The sequence below is a fragment of the Methylobacterium sp. CM6257 genome, assembly GCF_054611515.1.
The window spans coordinates 6,817,038-6,841,367 of record NZ_CM137735.1 but is presented as its reverse complement, the minus strand read 5'-3'; the positions used below and the strand labels follow the sequence as shown (position 1 = coordinate 6,841,367).

Below are 24,330 nucleotides of genomic sequence, written 5' to 3'. Positions count from 1 at the left end.
AGCCATGAACCGACACTCGACCAGCGCGTCCTTCCTCCGGGTCGATGCGACCGGCCCCAGCGGGGCGCGGCCGTGGCCCGCCGCGCCGATGCCGGCCGAGACCGAGGCCCAGGTCTCCATCCTGACGATAGCCCGGCAGAACTGGCGATCGATCCTGGTATTCGCCGTAGTCGGGCTGGTCTGCGCCGTGGTCTACGTGGCGACCGCACCGTCCATCTACACGGCCCGGGCCCGCGTCTACATCGAGAGCCGCACGAGCCCCGTGACCGCCCGCGACATGCCGAACGCGGCGACGCCGCTCGAAATTCCCGAGGTGGAGAGCCAGGTCGAGTACATCCGCTCGGAGAAGATCGCGGTGGCCGCCGTCCGCAAGCTCGATCTGCCGCCCTCGCAGAAGCTGGCCGTCCCGCCGCACCCGCTGGTGTCGGAGCTTCGCGAGGTGGTGAACGCGGTCAAGAACCTCCCGCTCCGCCTGCTCGGTGCCCAGCCGCCGAGCAAGGAGCACGTCGCGGTCAGCCCGGAGCTGCGGCAGGCGCGGGAGATCCGCGAGAACGTGGAGACCAACCGCGTCGGCGCGGCCTACGTCATCGAAGTCGGCTACAGCGCCGACACCCCCACCACGGCGGCCGCCGTCGCGAACGCGGTGGCCGAGGCCTATGTCAGCACCGAACTGGAGAACCGGACCCAGCTCTGGAAGGTCGCCGGCGAGTGGATGCTGCCGCGGCTGAAGGAGATGCAGCAGCGCGCGAGCCAGGCCTCCCGCGAGGCCCAGACCTACAAGGCCGAGCACGCGATCATCGATCTCGGCAAGCGCGGCCTCGTCGGCGAGCAGCAGCTGGAGGAACTCAACACCGCCGTCGCGGCCGCCCATTCCAAGACCGTCGATGCCCGCGCGGTGCGCGACCAGATCCGCGGCCTGCTCGATTCCGACATCGCGGATCCGGGCATCACGGAAGCCTTCAAGGACACGGTGATCATTCAGCTCCGCCGGCAATACGTCGAGCTGGCGCAGCGTGCCGACGACCTGAAGCGCCGGCTCGGCCCTGACCACGAGGCGGTGCAGGCGATCCAGCGGGACGTCCAAGCGGCCAAGCTGTCCCTGCGCACCGAACTCGAGCGCCTCGCCGGCTCGCTGGACCACGATTACGAGGTCGCCAAGGTGCGCGAAGACAACATGACCGCCGCCTTCAACGACCTGATCTCCAAGACCCTCGTCATGAGCAACGCCCGGGTCAAGGCGAAGGAACTCGACCGCACGGCCGAAACCTACGACCAGATCTACACGAACCTGCTCCAACGCTACATCGACGCCGTCAACCAGCAATCCTATCCGCAGCCGTCCGCGCACGTGATCACGCCGGCGGTCGTTCCCGAATACCCGAGCGCCCCCCGCGGCAGCCTCATCATGCTGCTCGGCCTCCTGGTCGGCACCGGGATCGGGGTGAGCAGCGCGTTCGCGCGGCATTGGTTCGATCGGACCATCCGCTCGCCCGGGCAGCTGACGGGGCACGGCCTGACCTGCCTCGCCGCCCTCCCCGAGCTGCGGCGCGAGCCGGGCTTCCGCGCGGCCCTGGCGCTGGCGCAGTCGCATGCCAGCGAGGCGCAGCGCCCGGCCAGCGTCGAGGCGTTCAAGGCGAGCGCCGTGCGGTTCATGCCGCAATCGGTATTCGTCGAGCGCCTGCACAGCCTGAAGATGCATGTCCTGGGCAACGACCGCCGCGGGCCGGTCTTCGCGATCGGTGTCACGTCGGTCGAGGCGGGCACCGGCAAGACGATGTTCGCCAGCAATTTCGGGCAGCTCCTCGCCCGCGCCCGCCTGGCCTCCAGCCGGGTGCTGCTGGTCGACGCGGATGTGCGCCAAGCCACCCTGTCGCGCCTCAGCCAGGCCGCCGACCAGCGGGGGCTGCTCGACGTCCTCGCCGGCCGCTGCTGCACCGAGGAGGCGGTCCGGGTCCAGCTTGGGGACGTGCGCCTGCTCGCCTGCGGCCACCGCCACCTCAACGACCCGCATTTCAGCGACCTGATGACGCCGGACGGCGTCGCCTCCCTGGTTCAGGACGGACGCTCGACCCTCGACCGCATGATCGTCGACCTGCCCCCGATGGACGAGCTCCCCACGCTGCGGCCGCTGCTCGACGTCCTGGATGGGCTGATCATCGTCGTCGAAGCCGGCAAGACGAGCATCGACGACGTCGCGGCCGCCGTGCACGACATCGAATCCGGCGGCGGTACGGTCCTGGGCGTCGTCCTCAATAGGACAAACGACGGGACCTCGGTCCGGCGCGGCAGTTTCCTGAGCGCCCTGCTGCGTAGAAAATCGGCGGTGGGGCCGGCGGCGGCCGCCGCCGACGCGACCCAGGCCACCCAGTCATGAGCCCGCTCGATCGGGGCGTCCCCTGCGCAGCCCCGGCCACGGCCGCCTTCGATGGATCCGCGCCCCGGCAGGACCGCCCGCGTGCGGCCCGCCGGGACGGACCGGTGGCGGCCGCCTCGGCCAGGGCCACCGCGCCGGGCCGCGTCGCCTTCTTCGGCCACGACCGGGCCGAGCCCACGGTGCGGAAGCGGATCGACGCCATCCAGGATGCCGGCTGGGCCGTGGTCGAGTACGTGTTCGTGCGGGTCCGCCCCGGCGTCGCCGTCGCGCCGGTGGCGAAGAATACCGTGCCGCTCGGGCAGACCGTCGACCGGAACTATGCACACCGCCTGCCGCTGCTCGCGCTCGGCGTCGCCCGCGCGCTGCGGCGCTGGCGCGATCTGCGTGCCGCGGACGTGATCTACGTGCGCAATCTCGACATGGCCCTGGTGGCCTGGGCCTCGGCCCGCCTCGCCGGGAGCCGCGCCCCTCTCGTCTACGAGGTGCTCGACATCCAGCGACTGATGGTGCGGCCCGACTGGCCGGGACGGCTGGCCCGCGCGGTCGAGCGCTGGATCCTCGGGCGCAGCGCGCTCCTCGTCGTGAGCGCCCCGGATTTCGTCACTCGCTACTTCCAGCCTGTCCAGGGCTTCTCCGGCGCCTGGCACCTCTTGGAGAACAAGGTCATGGGCCATCGCCTCGGCGAGGTGGCCGACCGGCTCGACCGCACCCGTGCGCCGGGTCCCCCCTGGGTGATCGGCTGGTTCGGCACGCTGCGTTGCCGCAGGAGTCTCACGATCCTCGCCGCCATCGCGGAGGCTCTCGGCGACTCGGTGCGGATCGTCATCGCGGGCCGCCTTTCGGAGGAGGACATCGACCCCCGCGACCTGTCGCGGACGCTGAGCCGCCACCCGAACATGTCGTTCCGGGGTCCCTACGCCAATCCGCGCGACCTCCCCGAGATCTATCGCGGCGTCCATTTCATCTGGGCCGTCGATTACCTCGATGACGGTCTGAATTCCGACTGGCTGCTGCCGAACCGGCTCTACGAGGGCGGCCTGTGCGGCGCGCTGACGCTCGCGCGCGCCGAGACCGCGACCGGCCGCTACGCGCTCGCCGAAGGGCTGGGCCGGGCCTTCCCCGAACCGCTCGCGGATTCGGTGTCCGGCTTTCTGCGAGACATCACGCCGGCAGACTACGTACAGATGCAGGGCCGCCTGCTCACTTGCGAGATCTCCAAGTTCGTCGATGTCGGCGGCATGCGTGACCTGCTGGGCCGGGTCGCCTGATCCTCAGCCTTCAGTACTCTGCACCCACGAGCCGGCCGCCCTGCTCATCGGCGCGCCATTCCCTGGAAGGGCGCTTCCCGCCATCCATGCGTGCGTGATTCGGCCTGCCGCCGGGTAGTCCGTGCCGGAGCGCGGCAAACTGCCCCTGCATGTACCGGCTTGGTCCGACAGCGTACCGGCAAAACAGTAGTCAGGACCTGTCATCTGATTTCGCCCCTAACCTATGTGGCGGTTTAGGCGCCTGCACTGGGCACAGCCGCAGCCCACCCGAATACCTCTTGCGCGAATACGGAAGTCGTATCCGAGGCGGCGATTCGCCCTGCGAGGCGCGCCCGATCGGCTTGGCAATTTGCTTCGGTGGAGAAATCACCGGTTTTCTTGTTTTTCGACTTCAAACCTTTTCGGTCGATACGTCGCTGGACCGGTGAAGAGTGGAAGCCCGCAGCAAATGACTTCAGAAATGCGAGGCGCGCGCCCAAACTGGCGACGGCAACAACCGAATTACCGGCTACGTACGTAGTCGACGACTGCTATATTTTAGCCTGAGATTGAGCTCGCTAGTGGCAGATAGGGTATTTACAGACGATTTTACGAAAGTTAGTATTATATCTGTGGTCATCGAAGAGCGCCACAAAGCGCCCGACCGGACCGTGTATACCAGTGTCGCGCCGTTGGCGGGTTCATTGGGTTCTCACGTCATCGCGGACAGTGGGCTTCCTGCGAAAGGAGGTAGTTTCCTATGGCCAGTCTTGGTACTCGAGACGAGCTCATCATCGTTGAGCGGGACACGGCCGAGAGCCGCGGCGGCTTTTCGGGAGCGCAAGTCGGTGACAGCCCGGCCGTCATCGAGCAACGGGACCAGTCCCGGGCCCGCACAAGCCGCATCGTGATCATCGATCGGAGGCAACTCGTCGGTCGATGCCTCGCGGCCTCCCTCAGGGAGGCCGACAAGAACACCTCGTTCGACGTCTTCGCGGACATCGAATCGTGGAAGCGCCAAACGCCCTTCACGGCGGCCAGCGTGGTCGTCCTCTGCCGGCCGGACGGCAACCTGTCGGAGACCGAGTGGGCCGAGATCACCCGGGAGCTGACGCTGCTGCAAGGCGACGCGGGTACGCCGCCGGTGGCCGTCATCTCGGACGGCGAGAACCTCGACCAGATCGTGCGCATCATCAAGCTCGGGGTGAAAGGCTACATCCCGACGACGACGTCCGTCGACATCGCTCTGCAAGCCCTCCAGCTCGTGCAGGCCGGGGGTGTCTACATCCCGGCGGAGTGCCTGCTGCCGCTTCTGGCCAACGTAAAGGTGGACGAGCCGGTCGAGACCAGCGACGACGAGATCTTCTCGCCGCGCCAGCTCTGCGTCGCGCGGGCGCTCCGGAAGGGCACCCCGAACAAGATTATCGCGTATGAACTGAACATGTGCGAAAGCACGGTGAAGGTTCATGTCCGCAATATCATGAAGAAACTCAAGGCTAAGAACCGCACCGAGGTCGCCTACCTGACGAACAAGTACTTCCTTCGAGAAGATTCGAGCTTGGCGAACATGAAGGCTCCCGCGGCCTGATCGCGGGCCGCCGCCGGAGTGCCGGCGCGCGGACATAAGGAAGAGTCGGCTGTCCCAGAGCGGTCGGCCGAAAAATCAGGGCCTCCTCCCGGATCGCCAGACCAGGCGCCTCGGGAGGAGGCCCGTTTTCCATGGGCGGCGCCGGGCCCTTCACCTGGCCGATACTGTCTCGGCCGTCTCACGCAGGACGGCGGCACCGGGGGTCTGCAGCGGCTCGGCGGCAGCGTGGCGCTCCGCGGCGCGGCCGATGCTGCTGTAGGCGAAGCCGTGAGATCTGACCTCGTCCGGCCGGTAGACATTGCGCAGATCCACGAGGACCGGCCGGCGCATGATGGCGCGCAGCCGCGCGAGGTCGAGCGCCCGGAACGCGTTCCACTCGGTCACGATCACCAGGGCGTCGGCCCCCTCCGCGCAGGCATAGGGATCCTCGGCGTAGTCCACAGCTGGCATCAGCGCCCGCGCGTGCTCCATCCCCTCGGGATCGTAGGCCCGCACCGTCGCGCCCGCATCCTGCAGGCCGGCGATGATCGCCAGCGACGGCGCGTCGCGCATGTCGTCGGTGTCGGGCTTGAAGGTCAGGCCGAGCAGCGCGACGGTCTTGCCGCGCACGGTGCCGCCGCAGGCCTTGATCACCTTGCGCGCCATGGCGCGCTTCCTCTGGTCGTTGACCGCCACCACGGTCTCGACCAGCCGCAGGGGCGTGCCGGCATCCTGGGCGGTCTTGACCAGCGCCAGCGTGTCCTTGGGAAAGCACGAGCCGCCATAGCCCGGCCCGGCATGCAGGAACTTCGGGCCGATCCGGTTGTCGAGCCCGATGCCCCGGGCCACCGCCTGCACATCGGCCCCGACTTCCTCGCACAGGTCGGCCATCTCGTTGATGAAGGTGATCTTGGCGGCCAGGAACGCGTTGGCGGCGTACTTGGTCAGCTCGGCGGTGCGGCGGCTCGTGACCAGGATCGGCGCGGCGTTGAGGTAGAGCGGCCGGTAGACCTCGCGCATCACCGCCTCGGCGCGCGCCTCCTCGGCGCCGACCACGATGCGGTCGGGCCGCTTGAAGTCGGCGATCGCCGCGCCCTCGCGCAGGAACTCCGGATTCGACACGACGGCGAAGTCCGCATCGGGCCGCATCTCCCGGATGATCCGCTCGACCTCGTCGCCGGTGCCCACCGGGACGGTGGACTTGGTCACCACCACGGTGAAACGGGTGAGCGCGCGCGCGATGCTCCGGGCGGCCTCATAGACATAGGACAGATCGGCGAACCCGTCGCCGCGGCGCGACGGTGTGCCCACCGCGATGAACACGGCATCCGCCTGCGCGACGCCCGCCTCCAAGTCGGTGGTGAAAGACAAGCGATCTTGCCGGACGTTTTCCGCGACGAGCGTGGCGAGTTCCGGCTCGAAAATCGGGATCTCGCCGGCATTCAACGCGTCGATCCGGCTGCGATTGCTGTCGACGCACACGACCGTATGGCCGAAATCGGCAAAGCAGGCGCCGGAGACCAGTCCGACATAGCCCGACCCGACCATCGTGATGTTCATGGATGCCTCGTCGCCACGGGAATCTCGACGCGCTGCTGTATGCCGATCTCTTCACGGCTCCACGTCATATCTAAGGCGTATCCGCCTCTGCCGAGACGGAGTAGCGGCAGCAATGCGGACTCGCTCGGCCGTCGCGCCCCTTCCGGCTTACCTCGATTCGGCCGCCGGCCGGATCGAGGCCGGACCTGCCCCCGGCTCCGCGCCTGCCCCGTCGTTCAGGTGGCGGGGCAGTCCGATGAAATACCTCATAATGCTTACACGGTGCTGTTTATACGTGGACCACGTGAATTTTCTTATTCTGCTCACCCTAATTGCTAAGTCCGCTCGGACCGATCGATTTCCTTTGTCCGAGAAATCGAACGGCCGAGATGATAACCCAGGTTCGGGCAAGGATTTCGATCGGGGAGAGCCCTGTTGGCCGCGCGCTTCTACTTCGAGATCACAAATGTCGAGGAGACGATCCGCGACTTGGAAGGCGTCGAGGCGACTGACCTTGAGGAAGCTCTGTTCGAAGCGCGCAGCGTCATCGCCGAGATGGCCGAGGAGATTACCGCAGGCCACCGGGGGCCGCCCTGGACATTGCTGGTTCGGGACGAGGCCGGCTGGCTGGTCGGACGTCTTCCCATCCGGAAATGACCCGCTGTCGCGACCGGCCGTTGAATCGTTAACGCACTGTTAACCAGTGGTTTGGAGGATCGTCCCTGCCCTCACCGTGTGGCAGCCATGGCCAGAACAACCTCCTCGCCCGTGAACAACTCGCGCGCCGCCTCGCTGGCGGAGGCCATGGCGACCGAGATGGCGCGAGCCGCCCATGCCCTGAAGGGTCGCGGCGATCTGGAGGCCGCCGCGTCGATCCTCGAACTGGCGCGGCACAACCGGATCGTGGCGCTCAGGCTGCGGGCCGAACAGGACCTCGCGCAGACGCTGAGCCCCGCCCTGGCGCGGCGTTAGGATCGCTTCGCGCGTCAGCATCCGTCACTCGCCTGCGCAGCCTCCATACCGTCCTGCCAGCGACGTCGTACTGTTTTGGCGATCGCTCAGACTGTCATTGCCGAGGAGTCGCGGGCCATCAGCATGATGGCCCGCATCGGCGATTCTGAGCGCACTGGATGTCCGGCGCGTCACGCGCGCGCCTGTGTTGTGCCGCGGGCTGGTCTTACCGCTGACCAAATCCCTGCCATCGCGGGTCGGTGTTCATTCTCCCTGAGCGTTCAACCGCCTTCGGAAAACCGACTCTCGCGTACGAACAGACGGAGGGCCCTCGCTGATTTGCCGCCCGGAGCCGCGACCAGCCCCGCGCCAGCCAAGCCGATCAGGATCGCGCACGCTGGACCGGTCTCAATCCGCGGGGTCTCACGGACCTTCCGTGAGAGGCACTTGTCGGCAGCGGTGAACCTATCGGGACCGAACTTGGCTTTAACGAGCGGAAACCAATGAATAAAGTTATCAAATGAGAAGCCCGTCGATTGGCGACCAATACAGATCGTGCTAGCATTTCAGAATTGTGCTTGACAGGGATTCACCAGCCGTGTCGCCGACAGAAGCCGGGAACACCGAAGTCAGCGCGAACTTGGCCCTCGACATGGTCGGCCGCGCCTATCTGGCCCTGGCGCTCCTGTACGAAACGGCCCATCCCGGTGAGTTCAGCGACATCCAGCAGAAGATTCGCGCGTTCGTCGAGGACAATTTCAAGATCATCCAGGAGACGAGCGGGAACGGCGCCCTCGCTGCCGGGACCATCGAAGGCGCCACTCAACTTGTGAACGGCGTTCTCGTCGAGGTCGAGAACAAGATCGCCACGATGATCCGGCCGACGCGTCACATGCGGGTCTAGTGTTTTTACTGAAATTGGCCGGCGATTTACGCTGAGTGTTGCAGTAGAGCCATGGACGGCCGACAAACGGTCCCGCTCTCTCCAATTGCCATAATTGCAGTGGCTACAAACGTCGACAGTCTTAACAAGGCATGTTACCCGGCACGTGGGCAGCAATCATTCTACAAGCGTGATGATGGGCAGCGATGATGGGGACAGGGTCGCGCATAGCGCGGATGTCGCGCTTGAGGTTCTGGTCCGGGCCTATCACGCTCTCGCGGTCGTCTACGAACTGTCCAGCCCCGGCGCCTATGCGGCGCTCCACGGCAAGATGATGCCCTACCTGTTGGACAGTTTCCTCCACGGTGAGGCGCGGGCCGCCGACGATCCGGACACGGCCGAGATGTTCTCAAGCGCCTTGGAGCGTGTTCGCTGCGTGCTGGACGAGGTCCGGTCCGACGTGGCGGCCGTTCGCATGCGCAAGGACGAGCGCGGCCGCTGACCCCGTTTACGGGGCGCCCGGCCCTGCGGGCCATCTCAGCGTGCCGGCTCCAAGCGGTGCTCCCAGCCGAGCAGGAGGCGGGGGCCGGCCTGCGGGTCCGGGGCGGCGGCCGGCAGGAGGCGCGCCGCCTTGGCCGCCAGGGTCACGGTCAGGATGTGCCACCACGCCCGGGGGGCACCGAGAAGCTCCCGCAGGGCCGCGGCGTACCCCTGCGCGCGCCGCCGGTCGAGGACGCGCCGGTGCTGCCACCTCCGCATCGTGGCGTCGCGGTGGGCCCGGAGCGCCGCGCGGGTGCGCGGGTCGAGGGCGGGTCGCGCCAGCATCGCGTCGTCGAAGGCCAGGATCGCCGCGAGATCGTCGGTCCGGTGCTGCGCGCTCAGCGAGTTCGACCGCTCGACCGCCACGTAGCCGCAGGGTGCCGTCACGGTGAAGACGGCTCCCGCCGCCAGGGCCTCGACGTAGAGGGCGTAATCCTCGCCCAGCCGCAGGCGCTCGTCGTAGCGGAGACCCCGGCCGTCCAGGAAGGCCCGCCGCATGATCGGCTTGAGAAATCCGAGTTCCCGCCGGCGCTCGCCTCGGCGTCCGATGTTGCCAGTCACGAAGGCTTCGAGCGAGAGCCGGTGCGGCCGCCCGGGACCGGTCACGAGAGCAGCGACCGCCGCCGAGCCGCTCCCGCCGACCATCACGATGTCGTCGGCGATCAGGTCCCAGCTGCGCGGCGCCGACAGGAGGCGCTCCAGGCGACCGTCGAGAAAGTAGTCGTCGGCGTCGAGGATGCAGATGAGGGGCGCCGTGGCGACCGCCAGGGCCCTGTTGCGGGCGGCCGCGGGCCCGAGATTGCGCGCGAGTCGGAGAAGCTTCAGGCGACCCGAACCGTCGCCGGCCGCTTCGGCGACCACACCGGTCCGATCGTCCGAGGCGTCGTCCACGACGATGACCTCGGCGACCTCCGGCTGCCGGAGCGCCGACGTGATCGCGGCGGCGATGGTGTTCTCGGCATTCCGGGCCGCGATGATGACGCAGACCTCCGGGGCGGCGGGCTGGGCCTGTAGGCTTCGCAACGGGCGTCTCCGAACCTTCGCTCGGCCGTCCGGCCGCTCTTGCCGGACGGTAGGTGGCTCCCGCGCGGGACGCGATATCGTCCGAAAGGAGGGGTCGTGCGCCGGCCCCGCTCGTCCGAAAGATCACCGCCCGGTCGCGCGTCCGCCGCTACGGTGCGCCCCGGCCGGGAACGCCCGGAGGCCGGCTATCGGAGCCGCGGAGCGGCGACAGCGAGGATGTGTGCATGACGATACGGTCCGGCCCGATCTGCGGCGGCCTCTGCGCGGCGGCGCTTCTCTTCCAGGCCGCCCCGCTGAAGGCCGGCGAGACCGCTCCTCAGCCGGCGACCGCTCCCGCCGCGCGCGGCGGCGGCTCGTTCGTCGAGACATTCAACATGCTGAGCGACCGCCGCTGGTACGTGTCGGACGGCTGGGTCAACGGCGACGGCCAGAAATGCACGTGGTCACGCCAGCGCGTCCAGATCGCCAAGCCCGGGGAACTCACGCTGGTCGTGTCGGACGCCGCCTACAAGGACCGCGCCTTCAGCTGCGCCGAGATTCAGACCCGGGAGCGCTATGGCTACGGCACCTATGAGGTCCGAATGCGGGCGGGGGCCGCCTCCGGCTTGGTCTCGGCGTTCTTCACCTATAACGGGCCGGAGGACGGCGACCGCCGCACGAACGACGAGATCGATTTCGAGTTCCTGGGCAAGGACACGCGCGGGGTCCAGCTCAACTACTTCACGTCCGGCACGGGCGGCCACGAGAGCTTCGAGAAGCTCGGCTTCGATGCCTCCACCACGACGGCCGACTATGCCCTCGAATGGCTGCCCGACCGCCTTCGCTGGTACGTCAACGGCCGCCTGCTGCGCGAGGTGCGCGCTTCGGCTGATCGGCCGATCCCGTCGCATCCCAGCAAGATCATGCTCAGTATCTGGACGGGCCAGGGTCATGACTTCGAATCCTGGCTCGGACCGGCCGCCTATCCGGGGCGGCCGATAACCGCGCTCTACGAGCGGGTCGCGTTCACCCGGATGGGCGACCCTTGCGCGTTCAAGGAATCGATCGTCTGCCGGTGACGGAGACCTCTTGGGTCCCAGTGTTGACCATGCCGCGCGGCGAGATCGTTCAGACAGGTCTCGAATAGCTGCTGCGGCGGGCTGAATTTTAACATCTTTGGCGTCAGAGTGGCTTCCGAGTTCGCCGCGGAGCCACGCGATGCATTGGTCGGTCCTGCTCATCGCGGCTTATGCTGCGGGCTTCGTGGAATTCTGGCGTCTGTGCGTCGAAGCGCCCATCGCCGAGGAAAGCCCGGCCTGAAGCGCCGAGGGCCGGCGGCCGAACGCGCTGCACCGGGCGGGCCGTCGCTTCGGATCGACGCCCTGACGACGGAACCGAGCCCCGCCGCAGGCGAGCGCATCACCGCTCGTCGTTCATCGGCCGCATCAGCGCACCGAGAAGGAACGCCAGCTGGCCGCAGATCAGCAACGCCATGCCCCGCCGCAGGCATGCCCCGGCGCTGAGGTGATAGATCAACAGGCCGTAGGCGACCTCGGCCGCCACGATCGGGACGAAAACCAGAAGGAGCCAGACCGAACCGAAGCGCCCCAGCGTCAAGCCGAGCAGCGCGTTGAGCATCATGCCCTTCATCGGGGCGATCCGCGGCCGATGCGGGGCTGGCGGCCTGGACGGCCCCGGGACGTGGCGCCGGCGGGCCGGAGGCCGGTCCGCGGTGGACGCGCGCGCGGCGTCACCGGCCCGCAGCCATGCGAGCGTGCGGGGCGGTCGGTCATAACGTCACCGGCTGCCGCGCTGGCTCAGCACGGCCGGTACCGTCTTGAGCAGGATGACGAGGTCCCGGGAGAGCGTCCACCGGCTGGCGTAGGCGCAATCCAGGGCGACGCGCTCCGCGTAGCCCGTGTCACTGCGGCCGGAGACCTGCCACAGCCCGGTCAGTCCCGGGGGAACGGAAAAGCAGGTCGCGAAATCCGCTCCGTAGCGGACGACCTCCGCCTGCACGATCGGCCGCGGCCCGACGAGGCTCATCTCGCCGCGCAGCACGTTCCAGAGCTGCGGCAGCTCATCGAGCGAGGTCCTGCGCAGCACATGGCCCAGGGCCGTCACGCGGGGATCATGGGTGAGCTTGTAGGTTGCCTCCCACTCGGCCCGGGCCTGCGCGTTCGCGGCGAGATGCTGCGCCAGGACCGCGTCGCCGTTCGGGACCATGGACCGGAACTTCAGGCAGCCGAAGGGACGCCCGTAGCGGCCCAGGCGGGTGTGACGGAAGATCGGCGACCGGCCATCGCTCCCCCAGATCAGCAGGGCGATGAACAGGAGGAGCGGCAGCAGCAGGCACAGGGCCGTCAGCGCGATGGTTGCATCGAGAACGCGCTTCGTCGCCCAACTGAGCCGCAGCCCCGGACAGCTGTGCGCCGTGGCCGGCAAGCCCTTGACCAGCGCCTCGTTGATCGTCTCGACCATTTGCTGCGGACTCGAAGATTCGATCGGCGTCGGGGTCCCAGCCGGGCGCAACATGTCGGCTCCTCACTCGGGTCGGGAGGGGGGATGGAGAACGTGCGAGATGCTGTCGCCGACCGGTCTGACCGGGCGGCGGCGACGCAGCCCGATTGGGCGGCGTTCAGCCAAGGCGAGGGTTCGTCGATCGAATGCGAGACCCTTTCGGTAAATCCTGGATCCGGGCGGTGTCTTCGACAAGACGGCCGCCCGTCCATCAATGGAGGTAAGTCGTTGCTGGTCCTGCTGGTCTTCGCTGCTCTGATAGGAGGAGCGATCGGCTTCGCGCTGGCCCTGCCGCATGGCTGGCTGAGCGCGCTGCTCGCCGCCCAGGCCGGCGCATCGGTCTTCGTAGGCATCGTCGTCCTATTCGGCATGCGCCGCTGAGCGGCCCCGCGACGGGTGGCGGTCCGGCATCGGCGTCCGGGGCGCGCGCAAGCGCCCGAGTCCTGACTATCCCCGTCGCCCATCCACCCGGACGCGAGCAGGCCGGCCCTCGATCGAGGACCCGCCCGGATCCGACATCCCCCTCACCGGCCGCGATGGCACGCTCACTCTTTGGGCGGGCCCGGTCAGCCCATCGAGGTACGGCGGCCTGGTCCGAGGACCGGATTATAGCGGCGTTTCAGGCTGCCCCGTTCGTCCCGGCCCGGATCCGCGCCCGGCCGGCCGCGCGCAGCGTCACCGAGCGAGGCGAGCCGTGGCCCCTCCAGAGCGCCGCATCATCGGGTTCGACGGCCTGCGGGCCGTGGCCTTCCTGATGGTCTTCCTCAGCCACAAGGCGCCGAGTCCGCGGACCGAGGCCCTGGGCACCGCGGGCGTCTGGCTGTTCTTCGTCCTCAGCGGCTTCCTGATCATCCGCATCCTCGCCGCCTCTCGCCTGCGCGTGGAAGCCGGGTCTGCGACGCCGATGGGCAGCCTCGGGCTGTTCTACCGGCACCGGATCGCCCGCATCGTGCCGGTCTACTATGCCTTCCTGTTCGTGATGTACGCGTGCCGGTTCGGCAGCCCAGAAAGTCTCGGCAGCGAAGGATTCAAGCTCTCGACGTGGTTCTATCTCACGAACTTCTATATCGAGCGGAACGGCTGGGGGACGGAGCTGGGCCACCTGTGGAGCCTCGCCGTCGAGCAGCAATTCTACCTGCTGTTCGCGCCGGCGGCCCTGTTCCTGCCGCTGCGCTGCCTCGCTCCCCTCTGCTGGGGACTCGTCGCCGCCAGTGTGCTCATGCATGGCGCCCTGTGGCTGGCCGGCGCTTGGCCGACGAGCTTCGATGTCGACACGCTCGCCAATCTCGGGTTGATCGCGCTCGGGGGACTGGCCGGCCTGCGCGCGAAGCCCCTGCCGGACTGGCTCGCGCGTGACGCCGCCTTGGCCGGCGTGCTGATCCTCTTCGTGGCCCTGCCGCTCGCGGTGGCCCAGACCGGCTGGTGGCTGATCGTCGGGCGCCTCAGCGGCATCCTGGCGGCGCTGCTGCTGCTGCAGATCGCCCAGGCCCCGACGGGCCGCGCGGTGGCCCTGCTGGACATGCCCTGGCTGCGCCGGATCGGCGTGATCAGCTACGCGGCCTACCTGTTCCATGTGCCGCTCCATGCGGAGCGGATGCTGGCCGTGGCGGGCGTGACGGTCGGGGGACCACGCTCGGTCTCGATGGTCCTGGACCTGCTCCTGACCCTGCTGCTGGCGGAGGCCTCGTGGCGGCTGCTCGAATCACCCGCGCGCCGCGTCTTGCGGGCGTCGCACCGAAGGATGCGCGCTGCCGTCCCGATCAGCCCCTAGGCCTCTCCGCATCGTGGGCGGAGACGCAGGTCTCAGCCTGCCAGCGGTGGGATTTGGACGGGGAGCCCAATACGCGGAACCTGACGGCGCGGGATGATACCCGCGGATGACGGGTGACCGCAGGGCCCATTTCAAGCGGCTTCAGCCTGATCCTCGTGACGAGACATGTCCCGGATCCGCAAGCGGCCCATCCCTATCGCCGGATCGGCAGCCGTCCGACCAGCGTGCCGGTCGCGTCCCGCACGACGAGCGTCCATGCGCCGCTCAGTTCGCTCGCGGCCAGATCGCTGGCCATCTCTTCGATCACGCTGCGGGCCTCATCCAGCGCCTCGGCCAAGCTCTCGGCTTCCACGCCCTGCTCGTCGCGGATCGTCTCCTTGCCGTTCTCGATGTCGAAATAGAAGCGGATGGGCACTCAAATCCTCCCTGATTGCTGCCCTCGGGAGGGCCCTTGGATACTGCCTACGTAGTTCGCTCACGCCCGACAATGCTCATCTGGAGATATAAACCTTAACAAACGTCAAAGCTGATTTTGTCATGTGCGTTGCAATAATGTCAGGATTTGCGCCGAATAATCCATTATGGGTATCGACGATCACCCTTCCGGCCGCATCGGTCGGGGACAAGCGGTGATGTGCCTGTTCAGGGGCATTCGACATGTCGGCCGCCGACGATCCGGACCTCAAGAATAAACCCGCATCTGTTGCGGATGAAAAACAAAAATTGCGTGCACATATCCGAGTGGTTTTATCGAATATCAAGACAATCCGAATTTCGGGCGGCCCGGCCGGGCACGGGGATGGCGGCGGCCGTTGAGCGCGGCGCGGTGACCTCGCGCGATTCGGTTCTGGTGGCCGCCTCCTCCGAGGCCGCCGGACCCGCGCGAACGGCAGCCCGGCCATCCCCCGCAATGGGAAGGCGTGACACCCTCCCTACGCCCTTTGAGCACCGTGCGCGGCGCCCGCTTCCCGGCATTCTCGACCGAGAAGGCCGCCCCGCGGGTCGACCGCGGACGGCGACTCAGGAAGAGCGATGGCGGATCAACTCTTGTCCGATGGCCGGAACACGTCCGTGGACGTCTCGTTCGTCATGGCCGCGTACAACGCGGCGCCCTGGATCGAGAGGGCGATCCGTTCCGCCCTCGACCAGACCGCCGTCGCGGTCGAGATCCTCGTCATCGACGACGGCTCGATCGACGGCACCGGCGGCGTGCTGGCGCGATTGGCGGCCTCCGACCCGCGCGTCCGCCTCGTCGCGCTCGACGGTTCGGAATCGCCCCGCGGCCCGTCGCGGGCCCGGAATGCCGGCCTGAAGGTCGCCCGAGGCCGCTGGATCGCGGTCCTCGACGCGGACGACCTGATCCTTCCCGATCGCTCCCGGACGCTCATCGATCTCGCGGAGGCGGCGGATGCCGACATCATCGCCGACAATCCGATCCCCTTCGCGGAGGCGTTCAATCCGCAGGGGCCGGGCATGCTGGACGGAGGCCGGGAGCCCTACCTGTTCGAGGTCGATCTCGTCCGATATCTCGCCTGCAACCGGATGCTCACCCCGGGCGTGAAGCTCGGCTATCTCAAGCCGATGATCCGGGCCGACGTGCTGCGCCGGCACGGCCTCCGGTACGACGAGGACGTCCGGATCGGCGAGGATTTCCTGCTGTGTCTCGCAGCCCTCGCGGCGGGCGCGCGGTTCGTGGTCACCTCCTACGCCGCCTACGGCTACCGCCGCGGGCCCGCCTCGCTCTCCTACCGGCTGCGCCTGGTCGATATCGAGCGCCTCGACGCGGCGTTTTCGGTCCTTGCGGCACACGGAGCTCTCGCCGCGGCCCAGACGCGGTCGGCAGAGATCCGCAACGGTAGCCGCGCCTACCGCGACAGCCTCGCGACCGCGCAGGCCATCGCCCGGGTCATCGACGCAGCGCAGGTGGGCCGGTGGGGCCGGGCCGCCGCCCTGGCGCTCCGGACGCCCCAGGCCTGGCGCTTCCTGGCCGCCTCCGTGCTGTCGGCCGCCGGCAAGCGCCTGCGGCCGGCGATGCCGCCCCCCCTCCCCCTCGTACAGAGGTAAGACGCATGCGTATGTGCATCTGCATCTGCACCTGCGAGCGACCGGCGGGGCTCGCGCGCCTGCTCAAGGCGCTGGATCAGCAGCGACTCGGCGATCTCGCCGAGACCGCCCTGCGGATCCTGATCGTCGACAACGGGCGCAGCCGTGCCGCCGTCCCGGTGGTAGAGGCCTATCGGGCGACCGGCCGCTTCCCGGTCACCTACACCCGGGAGGAGACCCGCGGTCTCGCCGCCGTCCGCAACAGGAGCTTGGAGGCCGCGGCGGCAGTCGGTGCGGATTGGATCGCGCTCATCGACGACGACGAGTTCCCGGACCGGGACTGGCTCCGCAACCTGCTCGGGACGGCGCTCAGGTCGGGGGTTGCCGCCTGCGTCGGTCCGGTGGTGCCGTTCTTCGACCGGGTGCCGCCGGCCTGGGCGGTGGCGGGGGGCTTCTTCGCCAAGCGCCTGGACGTCCGCGACGGCTTCGTGGCCGATGGCCACACCTGCAACGCGCTCCTGGACCTGCGGGTGATCCGGGCGCTCGGCCTGTCCTTCGACATGCGCTTCAACACCATGGGCGGCGAGGACACGTATTTCTTTCACGCCCTGCTGCGCGCCGGGCACCGCATCGCCTGGGCGGAGTCGGCGCTGGTCTACGACAGCATCCCGACGCACCGGATGCGCGTCCGCTGGCTGCTGGCCCGCTGGTACCGCAGCGGCAGCGTCGAGGCCTATCTCGGCCGGCACCGGCCGGAGACGGTGAGCGGCCGCCTCGCCAATGCGGGCCGGGGCCTCGCCCGCCTCGCAGGGGGTCTGCTGCGCCTCGGCATCGCGGGCCTGTCCCTCAAGCCGGCCAACCTGATCAGCGGGGCCTACACGCTCTGCCGGGGTGCCGGCCTGATCGCGGCGGTATTCGGGCTGAGCTACCGCGAATACCATCCGTCGCGGTACCGGTAGCGCGACGGCCGGCTACCGGAACAGGGGCAGGCCCGCGCCGATGATGACGAGGCCGAGCACGATCAGACTGCCCCCCGCGCTTTCCAGCGCCGCCTGCTGAACCGAGCGCCGGGGCGCCATGCCGGCGAGCACCCCTCCCGAGACCAGGCAGATCACACTCAGGATGGTCATGGCGGGGCTCCCGGCGCCCGGTCCGGACGCGCAGTATCATGGTGCCGCCGAGGATGGGGCCGCACCGTTAAGGAACCGCCCTCGCCGCTAACTTGGCGATTCCGTGCCGATCCCGCTCCCCCGGTCCAGGCCCAGCTCCTGCCGGAACAGGGTTTCCATCGCGCGCCGGACGCGGATCGCTTCCTGGCCGGCGTCGAACGCGACGTCGCTCCAGCGCACGGCCCGGCCGGCGGGCACGTCGTTCTTGAGCACCATGTTGTGGGCGAGCCCGATCGGCAGGGCGTCCTGCGCGAGCGAGTCCGCCGTCGGCATCAGCTTGCCGTAGACGGTGAACCCGCCCTCGCCGTCGAGCCGCTCGCCGGCCTTGAGCGGCCGCTTGGTGGTCGCCGCCACGTCGCCGCGCCAGTCGCCGGTGGCACCGGTGGCCTCACCGCGCACCGCGATGGAGGCCACCGAGATCCCGAGCTCCAGGCCGATCAGGTGGTAGGGCTTGTAGGTGGCGGCGAAGCGGCCGCTGTCGTCGGTCCTGAGCCCGTACTGGGCAAAACAGTCGCGCACGTAGGGGCTCGGCGCCTCGAACACCGCGTAGACGCCCCAGCGCAGGTCCCGGAACACCGGCCGGCCGTCCCGCTCCAGCGACGAGACCACCTCGACGGTGCCCCGCTCCGCCAGGATGCCGCCGTCCGCGACAGGCCGCAGGACGCTCGGCAGGTCGTCCACCCCGCAGGGCGGGAAGGCGAGGCCGTCGCGCGGGGGGGTCAGCCCGCAGGCATTGGCCACCGCGGCCATCTCCAGCGCCGACTTGGTGCCGTCGAGGAAGGAGTTAAACATCTGCGGGTTGAAATCGCCGCCCGCGACCTGCGCGTCGGTGAAGCCGTAATGGCCCCAGACCGTGTCGGGCGTGGAGGCATGGTAGGCCGGCAGGTACTTGGTGCCCTTACCCGCACAGATCACCTCCAGCCCGATGGTCCGCGCCCAGTCGACCAGTTCGGCGATGAGCGCCGGCTGGTCGCCCGAGGCCATGGAGTAGATCACCCCCGCCTCCGCGGCCCGGCGGGCCAGCAGCGGCCCGGCGAGCACGTCGGCCTCGACGTTGACCATCACGATGTGCTTGCCGTGCGCGAAGGCCCGGAGGGCGTGGCGGATGCCGGCGGCCGGGCTGCCGGTGGCGTCGATGACGATGTCCACGAAGGGGCTGGCGATCATCGCGTCGGCATCCTCGGTGACGACGGTCGTGCCGGCCTGCGCGGCCTCCTCCATCCCGCGCGCCGCGAAGCGGGCCTCGTCCCAACCCACGCGCCGCAGGGACTGCCGCGCCCGGTCGGGCGACAGGTCGGCCACCGCGATCAGGTGGGTCCCGGGGGTGCGGGGCGCCTGCGACAGGTACATCGAGCCGAACTTGCCGGCGCCGATCAGGCCGACCCGGACGGGTCGGCCCTCCTGCGCGCGCCGCTGCAGCTTGGCGAACAAGGACATAAGGCGTTCTCCCTGGGCGCTCCGCGGTCGGTCCAACGCGAAGCTCGGTCCCCGCCGCATTTGCACTGCGTGGCGAAATCGAAATTACCATTCACGGCCGCACGGGCTCATAAGGGTTCGCGACGGCCCGATGCCGCGATCAAGCCCCCTGCCCGTCATGCATCGTTGCCATGTCCCGGGCAGACGTGCCTCCACGATGGGAAGGTGTATCCTCCATAAAAAACGGAGGGAACGATGGCGTACAAGATTACTTTCCGGAAGGGAAAGCGGACAAGTTCCGCAAAGCTCTGGCCGTGCGATCTCGAGGCCGCAATCGCTCACGCGAAGGCCCAACTTCCAGTCCAGCACGCGCAAAACGGGGCGACCTCCGTCAGCGTGTCCTGCGAGCGAACCGGGGAGGTGGTCTTCACCTTCGCGGAACAGCCGGAAGCGGCCGAGTCCTAGGCCGAGCGCGTTCGGTCAAGGCCGAACGGAAGCGCGCAGCTACGCGATCGTTGGGGAAGCGCCATGGGCCCACACGCGACGGAGCCGCCAGAGCCGCCATCCGATGCCTCGGAACGCTGTGGTACGGAGTACGGCGCGTACAGCTCGCCACCCTGCTTCATGCACGAGCTCGATCCGAGCTTCCTGGGCTTGGCGGCCGATCGTGACCCCGCCGCCTCAGACCTCCCCCAAGGAGCCGAGACGGATTGGCCGACCATCCGGCAGTGGCGCAAGGAGATGCGCGCGCAGCTCATCGATCGACGGCTCCGCATCTCATCCCAGCACCGCGCTGCGTGGAGCACACATCTCGGCGCGGCGCTGGAAACGCTCCTGGCGGCCTCGTCCGGCGCGCTGATCGGCTGCTACTGGCCGTTCAGGGGCGAGTTCGACGCGAGACCGATTCTGACCAGTCTGCGCGACCGCGGAGCCCGTCTGGCGCTGCCCGTCGTGGTCGAGAAGGGGCAGCCCCTCGCCTTCCGGGCCTGGACGGCCGACACGCAGCTGATCCGTGGCGTGTGGGGCATCCCAATCCCGGCAGACGGCGAGGCCGTGCGCCCCGACATCCTGATCGCGCCCTTGGTCGGCTATGATCCGGCCGGATACCGGCTCGGCTACGGGGGCGGTTACTACGACCGGACGATCGCGGCCCAACCGACGAAGCCGCTGACCATCGGTGTCGGCTTCGCCCTGGCGCGACTCGCGACGATCCACCCGCAGCCGCATGACATCCCGATGGATGCCATCGTGACGGAGGACGGTGTTCAGCAGCGTCCCGGCTCTGATCTGGGCGGCCTCCTGGATCGAACCGGACCGTAACGGCAACCTGCGCTCGAGCTTGCCCGTGAGAGTTGCGGAGCCTCTCTCAGGCAAGGTTGGCGACGAGCAAAGCCCGGGCGCGGCTCACCCGACTCTTCACCGTTCCGGTCTGACAGCCCATCACCTCGGCGGCTGCCTCATAGGTCAGGCCTTGTGCACCCACGAGCAGCAATGCCTCGCGCTGCAGCTCGGGCAGCTTGCCAATATGCGACCAGACTGTCTGCAGATCAGAACCGTGCTCTTGGGGAGCGGGGGCGGTGAGTTGAGCCGCAGCAGCGCCGTCCACATCCTCGATCTCGCGCTTACGCTTTCGGCACTCGGTATAGAACTGATTGCGCAGGATGGTGCAGAGCCACGCCTTCAGGTTCGTGCCTGTTGCGAACAGATCCTGGCGAGCCCAGGCCCGCAGCACGGTCTCCTGGACCAGGTCGTCGGCGCGCGAGGCGTCTGCGACCAGCGATAAGGCGAAGGCGCGCAGCCCAGGAAGCGCTGCGGTGAGCCCTGCGCGAAAATCCGACGCGCGCTCACGGCTTTGCCCCTCCAGCGCGGTGTCAAGCTGTGCGACGAGATCGAGCAGGCGCTGCGGTGTTTGCGTCCTCGTCAGCGCCTCGTAGGCGGCGCGCAGCTGAGCGCCGAGGTGATCCCGGACGCCACGGGGCAGAGAGGCCATTTCCGGGGAAGCGTGTCGGCTCGGCCGATGAAACGCCAACCCTTTGGCAATCAACGTGTCCGTCAAGTCACGTCCTTTCAAAGCACCCGCTGCACCGCCGAACTCCGGGCCGCCATGCGCCCCGCCTGTCGTACCGGCGAGCCGCAGCGGGCCACACAGCGAGGGCTGCTCGGAAATGCGCGTCTTCAAGCGTTCACCCCTTTTGATAGGCCCGGCCACCTGACCGTACAGTGAACATCTAACTCCCCAGCCGGGGGATCGTTCTTTGCGGCCCATGCGTTGGCTGCGGCGCCACTCGGCGCGACAGCAGAGTTGATGAGGCGAGCGGGGATCGCGAGGATCATCGCGTGCAGGGATGCCCGGGTCTCGGTGCTGCTGCACCCGAGCCGCCGCCACGGGACCGTGCCAGACGCAAGGATAGCTCGGGAAAGACGCTTGACCGGGGCGAGGCCATGAACCGGGTGCGTGGGGCTCCTGTTGCCCGCTCGGTCAGGATCCATTGGGCAGCGACGATGGCACGCAATGTCGTGTATCGGATCGACGACAGGTCGGATGGCCGGTTCGACGTTGTGGTGACGCTCGCGTCCGGCAAGGTATTTCGGCGCGCCGGATGCATCTCGCGCGCCGAGGTCGATGCTTGGATTGAGGGTTTGCGGGTGCTGATGGCTGCGGTCGGTGCGCCGCTATTCCCTGCCGACGAGGCCTCATCGGATGACTCGTGCCTCGGATCGCAGAAAACCCACGACGCCGATCAATCCGCTTCTTGAGCGCGGATAGATGGTCGTTTCCGTGCCGTGCGCCTATCCGCAAGTGAGCGCGCCGACCGACGAGCGAACGCGGGCCTCCACAGGTGGAAAACGGCTAGGCTTCGTCGTCTTCGGTCCGGGTGGGGAGATCTCCGAACAGGATCTCGTAAGTCATCGGATCGTAGAAGCGCATCACGTTCCGGACGAACTCCCTCGGCTCCATTCCGAGCGCCTCCGCCCACGGTCGGTATCGATCTGGAGGAATGCGGCCGCGCCCGGTCTCAAGCTGCGAGATGAACGTATAGTATTCCGCGCCGACGAGGGCGGCGAGCTGCCGTTGTGACAGGCCGCGTGCCTCCCTTAATTCCTTCAGATACCGACCACCTTCCCGACGCAGCTCCAGCACCTCCTCCGAGTCCAGGCGTTGGTGATGCGCATACACGGGGTTTCGCCTTCCTGCGTGCGAGCGGCGCTGCACGCTTTGCCTATACAGTAAAAACCATATAGCTGGAATGGCGGTGCACTGTCCAGACACACGCGGGCGGACTTCGTCGCCGCGGGCGTTGCGATGCTTGGCACGTATCTGAACGGCCCTATCATCACGTCTCAGAGACTAACATGAAGGAGGGCGCCGATGGCTGTCCCGCCGTATCGTGTTCCTGGGCGGGCGCCCGGACATGTCTACGCCCATCCGCTGCGTGCGCGAGCGCGATCCTTGGCGCACGCGGGTTTTCCATGCGAGGCTTTCTCAAGGTCAGTCTTTGAAAATCGGTGAAGGCGCCAGACGATTGCAGGAAGAGGGCAGTATGAGCGACCACTCGCTGCAGTCGGCATTGGCCATCGGCTTGCGCGCACTCCGGCCGGTACTAGCCACGGCTGTGATTTTTGGATTGTTCATCAATCTTCTGCTGTTTATCAGCCCTCTATATATGCTTCAGATATACGACCGCGTGATCCCAAGCAGAAGTGAAACGACCCTCATCGGGATCACATTGATCGCAGCCTTCGGTCTCGCCGTCTACGCGACCCTGGAAATGTTGCGGTCCCGCCTCCTGGTGCGCGGGGGTGTGATTTTCGACCAGAAGATCGCCAACCCGATCTTCGATGCCGCCCATCGCGGCATGCTGGTCCGGCCTGGAGCACGGTACGAAACGGCACTGCGCGACGTGGATGTCCTGCGCGAATTCCTGACGGGCAGCGGCATGCTGGCGTTCTGCGACCTGCCCTGGATTCCGATCTTTCTCCTTGCCTGTTTCGTGCTGCATCCCTGGTTCGGGTGGATGGCGCTTGTCGGCGGAGGCATGATCCTGGGTCTGACGTTGCTCAACGAGATCGCCACGCGCTGGGCACTCGAGGCCGCCAGTCAGGCCTCGCGGGAGGCGGGGCAGCAGGCCGCCGCGGTCTTCCGGAACGGGGAAGTGTTGCAGGCCATGGGCATGCTGGCGTCCCTGCGGGGCCTCTGGCGTCGTCGCCACGACGATGTCCTGGTCCTTCAGGCTCGTGCAAGCGATCGCGCCGGCCTGATCGTCGCCGCGACGAAGTTCGTCCGGATGCTCCTGCAGACGCTGGTTCTGGGTGCAGGCGCGTACTTGGCCATTCACCGCGAGATCTCCGCCGGTTCGATGATCGCCGCGTCGATCATCATCGGCCGCACGCTCGCGCCCATCGAGGCCGTCGTGGGCAACTGGAAAAGCTTCACGGCCGCCCGCGCCAGTTATCGGCGGCTGACGGATCTCATCGACGTCGCCCAGCCGGAAACCCGCCGCCTGATGCTGCCGCGCCCGCGAGGCTTGATCCAGGCCGAGACGATTTCCGTCGCGGCGCCCGGGTCCACGCGGCCAATCCTCAACGAGGTCAGCTTCCGGCTCGAGCCTGGCAGCATCGTGGGGATTATCGGTCCGAGCGCTGCCGGCAAATCGACGCTTGTGCGCGCCCTCACGGGGATCTGGCCCTTGCTCGAGGGCACCGTGCGCATCGACGGCTCCGACCTGCGCCACTGGGACAAGCAGGCGCTCGGGCAGCACGTCGGGTACCTGCCTCAGGATGTGGAACTGTTCGACGGCACAGTGGCGCAGAACATCTCACGGTTCGCTGCCGAGGACGACGCGAGCGTCATCGAGGTGGCCCGAAGGGCTGGCTGTCACGAGCTGATCCAGTCCCTCCCTGAGGGCTACAATACGGTGGTCGGGCGGGGAGGACACGGGTTGTCCGGCGGCCAGCGTCAGCGCATCGCGTTGGCCCGCGCCCTCTACGGCGAACCGAGCTTGGTTGTGCTCGACGAGCCGAATGCGAGTCTCGACCAGCTCGGCGAGACGGCGCTGATGCGGGCCGTGGCGGACCTGAAGCGCTCGGGGACAACAGTGGTGATCGTGACCCACAAAGTCAGCCTGCTCGCCGAGGCCGACCGTGTTCTGCTCATGAACGAGGGCAGGTTGCAGATCTCCGGCACGGCGGAGCAGGTTCTCTCACAGATCACCGGTCCGCGTCCGGTCCCGACCTTGGTGCCGTCCGTCGGTCCCACGGCGTCCCAAATCCGCCGAGACGCCGAGGCGCAGCGGAGCGCGGGATAAGC

The 24,330-nt window shown here is 68.0% G+C and carries 25 protein-coding genes; 16 read left to right on the top strand and 9 right to left on the bottom strand.

Translation table 11 applies throughout. The features are described from left to right. Nucleotides 1–4: 4 nt before the first annotated feature. The 3 genes from ACYCO6_RS33360 (at nt 5) to ACYCO6_RS33350 (ending at nt 5,209) form a co-directional block, all read left to right on the top strand. Nucleotides 5–2,374, top strand: a complete 2,370-nt coding sequence (locus ACYCO6_RS33360) for a GumC family protein (RefSeq protein ID WP_459767483.1) — start codon at nt 5–7, stop codon at nt 2,372–2,374. Then, nucleotides 2,371–3,642, top strand: coding sequence for a glycosyltransferase family protein (locus tag ACYCO6_RS33355; protein ID WP_459767481.1), 1,272 nt, complete (start codon nt 2,371–2,373; stop codon nt 3,640–3,642). Before ACYCO6_RS33360 ends, ACYCO6_RS33355 begins: the two co-directional genes overlap by 4 nt. Before the next feature lie 739 nt (nt 3,643–4,381). Beyond that, nucleotides 4,382–5,209 (top strand): LuxR C-terminal-related transcriptional regulator, encoded by an 828-nt coding sequence (locus ACYCO6_RS33350; protein WP_459767479.1) that lies wholly within the window; start codon nt 4,382–4,384, stop codon nt 5,207–5,209. Between the two features lie 150 nt (nt 5,210–5,359). On the opposite strand, the gene ACYCO6_RS33345 is transcribed toward ACYCO6_RS33350, so the two are convergent. After that, nucleotides 5,360–6,748, bottom strand: a complete 1,389-nt coding sequence (locus tag ACYCO6_RS33345) for a UDP-glucose dehydrogenase family protein (RefSeq protein ID WP_459767477.1) — start codon at nt 6,746–6,748, stop codon at nt 5,360–5,362. A gap of 414 nt (nt 6,749–7,162) precedes the next feature. Between ACYCO6_RS33345 and ACYCO6_RS33340 the strand changes: the two genes are divergently transcribed. From ACYCO6_RS33340 to ACYCO6_RS33325, 4 genes are all read left to right on the top strand, one after another. Continuing rightward, entirely contained in the window at nt 7,163–7,384 is a 222-nt protein-coding gene (locus tag ACYCO6_RS33340; protein WP_459767475.1) for a DUF6894 family protein, read from the top strand. Between the two features lie 87 nt (nt 7,385–7,471). Continuing rightward, on the top strand, nt 7,472–7,699 hold the full coding sequence (locus ACYCO6_RS33335) for a hypothetical protein (protein WP_459767473.1): 228 nt from the start codon (nt 7,472–7,474) through the stop codon (nt 7,697–7,699). A gap of 577 nt (nt 7,700–8,276) precedes the next feature. Next, nucleotides 8,277–8,582 carry a hypothetical protein gene (locus ACYCO6_RS33330; RefSeq protein WP_459767471.1) on the top strand — a complete coding sequence of 102 codons (306 nt, stop codon included), beginning with the start codon at nt 8,277–8,279 and terminating at the stop codon, nt 8,580–8,582. Nucleotides 8,583–8,754: 172 nt separating this feature from the next. After that, nucleotides 8,755–9,063 carry a hypothetical protein gene (locus tag ACYCO6_RS33325; protein WP_459767469.1) on the top strand — a complete coding sequence of 103 codons (309 nt, stop codon included), beginning with the start codon at nt 8,755–8,757 and terminating at the stop codon, nt 9,061–9,063. Between the two features lie 35 nt (nt 9,064–9,098). Here the strand turns inward: ACYCO6_RS33325 and ACYCO6_RS33320 are convergent, their stop codons facing one another. Beyond that, complete coding sequence (locus ACYCO6_RS33320) at nt 9,099–10,124, bottom strand: glycosyltransferase family 2 protein (protein WP_459767467.1); 1,026 nt, start codon at nt 10,122–10,124, stop codon at nt 9,099–9,101. Nucleotides 10,125–10,348: 224 nt separating this feature from the next. On the opposite strand from ACYCO6_RS33320, the gene ACYCO6_RS33315 reads away from it, so the two are divergent. Further along, nucleotides 10,349–11,182, top strand: a complete 834-nt coding sequence (locus ACYCO6_RS33315; protein WP_459767465.1) for a family 16 glycosylhydrolase — start codon at nt 10,349–10,351, stop codon at nt 11,180–11,182. A gap of 340 nt (nt 11,183–11,522) precedes the next feature. Here the strand turns inward: ACYCO6_RS33315 and ACYCO6_RS33310 are convergent, their stop codons facing one another. Together ACYCO6_RS33310 and ACYCO6_RS33305 are read right to left on the bottom strand one after the other, a co-directional pair. Further along, nucleotides 11,523–11,753: a hypothetical protein gene (locus ACYCO6_RS33310; RefSeq protein WP_459767463.1), complete on the bottom strand. Its 231-nt coding sequence runs from the start codon at nt 11,751–11,753 to the stop codon at nt 11,523–11,525. 147 nt (nt 11,754–11,900) lie between these two features. Beyond that, nucleotides 11,901–12,638, bottom strand: coding sequence for a sugar transferase (locus ACYCO6_RS33305; RefSeq protein ID WP_459767461.1), 738 nt, complete (start codon nt 12,636–12,638; stop codon nt 11,901–11,903). Between the two features lie 213 nt (nt 12,639–12,851). Between ACYCO6_RS33305 and ACYCO6_RS33300 the strand changes: the two genes are divergently transcribed. Next, nucleotides 12,852–13,004, top strand: coding sequence for a hypothetical protein (locus tag ACYCO6_RS33300; RefSeq protein WP_459767459.1), 153 nt, complete (start codon nt 12,852–12,854; stop codon nt 13,002–13,004). Between the two features lie 313 nt (nt 13,005–13,317). After that, a complete protein-coding gene (locus ACYCO6_RS33295) occupies nt 13,318–14,394 on the top strand; it encodes an acyltransferase family protein (RefSeq protein ID WP_459767457.1) in 1,077 nt (358 codons plus the stop codon). Nucleotides 14,395–14,587: 193 nt separating this feature from the next. On the opposite strand, the gene ACYCO6_RS33290 is transcribed toward ACYCO6_RS33295, so the two are convergent. Further along, the gene (locus ACYCO6_RS33290) at nt 14,588–14,809 is read right to left on the bottom strand and encodes a DUF6894 family protein (RefSeq protein ID WP_459767455.1); all 222 of its coding nucleotides are present in this window, start codon (nt 14,807–14,809) and stop codon (nt 14,588–14,590) included. A 242-nt stretch (nt 14,810–15,051) separates the two neighbouring features. Between ACYCO6_RS33290 and ACYCO6_RS33285 the strand changes: the two genes are divergently transcribed. From ACYCO6_RS33285 to ACYCO6_RS33275, 3 genes are all read left to right on the top strand, one after another. After that, nucleotides 15,052–15,210, top strand: a complete 159-nt coding sequence (locus ACYCO6_RS33285) for a hypothetical protein (RefSeq protein WP_459767453.1) — start codon at nt 15,052–15,054, stop codon at nt 15,208–15,210. A 216-nt stretch (nt 15,211–15,426) separates the two neighbouring features. Further along, the gene (locus tag ACYCO6_RS33280) at nt 15,427–16,458 is read left to right on the top strand and encodes a glycosyltransferase family 2 protein (protein WP_459767451.1); all 1,032 of its coding nucleotides are present in this window, start codon (nt 15,427–15,429) and stop codon (nt 16,456–16,458) included. Between the two features lie 5 nt (nt 16,459–16,463). Next, nucleotides 16,464–17,396: a glycosyltransferase family 2 protein gene (locus ACYCO6_RS33275; RefSeq protein WP_459767449.1), complete on the top strand. Its 933-nt coding sequence runs from the start codon at nt 16,464–16,466 to the stop codon at nt 17,394–17,396. A gap of 12 nt (nt 17,397–17,408) precedes the next feature. Here the strand turns inward: ACYCO6_RS33275 and ACYCO6_RS33270 are convergent, their stop codons facing one another. Beyond that, entirely contained in the window at nt 17,409–17,567 is a 159-nt protein-coding gene (locus ACYCO6_RS33270; RefSeq protein ID WP_459767447.1) for a hypothetical protein, read from the bottom strand. An 87-nt stretch (nt 17,568–17,654) separates the two neighbouring features. Then, nucleotides 17,655–19,043 carry an NAD(P)H-dependent oxidoreductase gene (locus tag ACYCO6_RS33265; RefSeq protein WP_459767445.1) on the bottom strand — a complete coding sequence of 463 codons (1,389 nt, stop codon included), beginning with the start codon at nt 19,041–19,043 and terminating at the stop codon, nt 17,655–17,657. A gap of 603 nt (nt 19,044–19,646) precedes the next feature. Between ACYCO6_RS33265 and ACYCO6_RS33260 the strand changes: the two genes are divergently transcribed. Continuing rightward, on the top strand, nt 19,647–20,342 hold the full coding sequence (locus ACYCO6_RS33260; protein ID WP_459767443.1) for a 5-formyltetrahydrofolate cyclo-ligase: 696 nt from the start codon (nt 19,647–19,649) through the stop codon (nt 20,340–20,342). A 46-nt stretch (nt 20,343–20,388) separates the two neighbouring features. Here ACYCO6_RS33260 and ACYCO6_RS33255 read toward each other — a convergent pair whose 3' ends face one another. Beyond that, nucleotides 20,389–21,012, bottom strand: a complete 624-nt coding sequence (locus tag ACYCO6_RS33255; protein ID WP_459773836.1) for a sigma-70 family RNA polymerase sigma factor — start codon at nt 21,010–21,012, stop codon at nt 20,389–20,391. Nucleotides 21,013–21,524: 512 nt separating this feature from the next. On the opposite strand from ACYCO6_RS33255, the gene ACYCO6_RS33250 reads away from it, so the two are divergent. Further along, nucleotides 21,525–21,779: a hypothetical protein gene (locus ACYCO6_RS33250; protein ID WP_459767441.1), complete on the top strand. Its 255-nt coding sequence runs from the start codon at nt 21,525–21,527 to the stop codon at nt 21,777–21,779. A 94-nt stretch (nt 21,780–21,873) separates the two neighbouring features. Here the strand turns inward: ACYCO6_RS33250 and ACYCO6_RS33245 are convergent, their stop codons facing one another. Further along, nucleotides 21,874–22,200, bottom strand: a complete 327-nt coding sequence (locus tag ACYCO6_RS33245; protein ID WP_459767439.1) for a helix-turn-helix domain-containing protein — start codon at nt 22,198–22,200, stop codon at nt 21,874–21,876. A 364-nt stretch (nt 22,201–22,564) separates the two neighbouring features. Here ACYCO6_RS33245 and ACYCO6_RS33240 point away from each other — a divergent pair, with 364 nt between their 5' ends. After that, nucleotides 22,565–24,328 (top strand): type I secretion system permease/ATPase, encoded by a 1,764-nt coding sequence (locus ACYCO6_RS33240; RefSeq protein ID WP_459773835.1) that lies wholly within the window; start codon nt 22,565–22,567, stop codon nt 24,326–24,328. The last annotated feature ends 2 nt before the right edge of the window (nt 24,329–24,330 follow it).

What these genes read in the sequence shown, in the direction of transcription:
- ACYCO6_RS33360 (WP_459767483.1), top strand. Translation starts at nt 5, where the DNA reads ATGAACCGACACTCGACCAGCGCGTCCTTCCTCCGGGTCGATGCGACC.
- ACYCO6_RS33355 (WP_459767481.1), top strand. Translation starts at nt 2,371, where the DNA reads ATGAGCCCGCTCGATCGGGGCGTCCCCTGCGCAGCCCCGGCCACGGCC.
- ACYCO6_RS33350 (WP_459767479.1), top strand. Translation starts at nt 4,382, where the DNA reads ATGGCCAGTCTTGGTACTCGAGACGAGCTCATCATCGTTGAGCGGGAC.
- ACYCO6_RS33345 (WP_459767477.1), bottom strand. Translation starts at nt 6,748, where the DNA reads ATGAACATCACGATGGTCGGGTCGGGCTATGTCGGACTGGTCTCCGGC.
- ACYCO6_RS33335 (WP_459767473.1), top strand. Translation starts at nt 7,472, where the DNA reads ATGGCCAGAACAACCTCCTCGCCCGTGAACAACTCGCGCGCCGCCTCG.
- ACYCO6_RS33325 (WP_459767469.1), top strand. Translation starts at nt 8,755, where the DNA reads ATGATGGGCAGCGATGATGGGGACAGGGTCGCGCATAGCGCGGATGTC.
- ACYCO6_RS33315 (WP_459767465.1), top strand. Translation starts at nt 10,349, where the DNA reads ATGACGATACGGTCCGGCCCGATCTGCGGCGGCCTCTGCGCGGCGGCG.
- ACYCO6_RS33310 (WP_459767463.1), bottom strand. Translation starts at nt 11,753, where the DNA reads ATGAAGGGCATGATGCTCAACGCGCTGCTCGGCTTGACGCTGGGGCGC.
- ACYCO6_RS33305 (WP_459767461.1), bottom strand. Translation starts at nt 12,638, where the DNA reads ATGTTGCGCCCGGCTGGGACCCCGACGCCGATCGAATCTTCGAGTCCG.
- ACYCO6_RS33285 (WP_459767453.1), top strand. Translation starts at nt 15,052, where the DNA reads ATGTCGGCCGCCGACGATCCGGACCTCAAGAATAAACCCGCATCTGTT.
- ACYCO6_RS33280 (WP_459767451.1), top strand. Translation starts at nt 15,427, where the DNA reads ATGGCGGATCAACTCTTGTCCGATGGCCGGAACACGTCCGTGGACGTC.
- ACYCO6_RS33275 (WP_459767449.1), top strand. Translation starts at nt 16,464, where the DNA reads ATGCGTATGTGCATCTGCATCTGCACCTGCGAGCGACCGGCGGGGCTC.
- ACYCO6_RS33270 (WP_459767447.1), bottom strand. Translation starts at nt 17,567, where the DNA reads ATGACCATCCTGAGTGTGATCTGCCTGGTCTCGGGAGGGGTGCTCGCC.
- ACYCO6_RS33265 (WP_459767445.1), bottom strand. Translation starts at nt 19,043, where the DNA reads ATGTCCTTGTTCGCCAAGCTGCAGCGGCGCGCGCAGGAGGGCCGACCC.
- ACYCO6_RS33260 (WP_459767443.1), top strand. Translation starts at nt 19,647, where the DNA reads ATGCACGAGCTCGATCCGAGCTTCCTGGGCTTGGCGGCCGATCGTGAC.
- ACYCO6_RS33255 (WP_459773836.1), bottom strand. Translation starts at nt 21,012, where the DNA reads ATGGCCTCTCTGCCCCGTGGCGTCCGGGATCACCTCGGCGCTCAGCTG.
- ACYCO6_RS33250 (WP_459767441.1), top strand. Translation starts at nt 21,525, where the DNA reads ATGGCACGCAATGTCGTGTATCGGATCGACGACAGGTCGGATGGCCGG.
- ACYCO6_RS33240 (WP_459773835.1), top strand. Translation starts at nt 22,565, where the DNA reads ATGAGCGACCACTCGCTGCAGTCGGCATTGGCCATCGGCTTGCGCGCA.